Genomic DNA, 471 nt, shown 5'->3' on the forward strand with positions numbered 1-471 from the left:
GCCTTGATCGTGCTGGCGACGTATTTCGCCCCCTGGATGGCGCCCTGCGCCACACCCGGCACACCCTCCACAGCGGCCATATCGCCCACCACGAACACGTTCGGGTACCCGGGAATGGACAGGTCGGGCAGCACTTGGACCCGGCCGGCCCGGTCGAGCTCAACCCGTGATTGCTCGGCAAGGTCCCTGCCCAACCGACTGGCCGAAACCCCGGCCGACCAGACCTTGCAGGCCGACTCGATGCGCCGGACGGTGCCGTCGGAGTCCTTGACGGTGATGCCGTTGCGGTCGACGTCGGTGACCATCGCACCCAGCTGGATTTCCACGCCCAGCTTCTGCAACCGGGCAGCCGCCCGCTGACCGAGCTTTGCGCCCATCGGTGGCAGCACCGCCGGGGCGGCGTCAAGCAGAATCACCCGCGCCTTGGTCGAGTCGATGTGCCGGAATGCGCCCTTCAACGTGTGCTCGGCC

The 471-nt window shown here is 68.2% G+C and carries 1 protein-coding gene; it reads right to left on the bottom strand.

The window, feature by feature from the left end:
• The coding region (locus D7V97_RS43620; protein WP_158623584.1) for an NAD(P)/FAD-dependent oxidoreductase at positions 1–471 on the bottom strand (471 nt) is incomplete at both ends.

Origin of the sequence: Corallococcus sp. CA053C (genome assembly GCF_003611675.1) — a bacterium.
Taxonomy (GTDB): domain Bacteria; phylum Myxococcota; class Myxococcia; order Myxococcales; family Myxococcaceae; genus Corallococcus.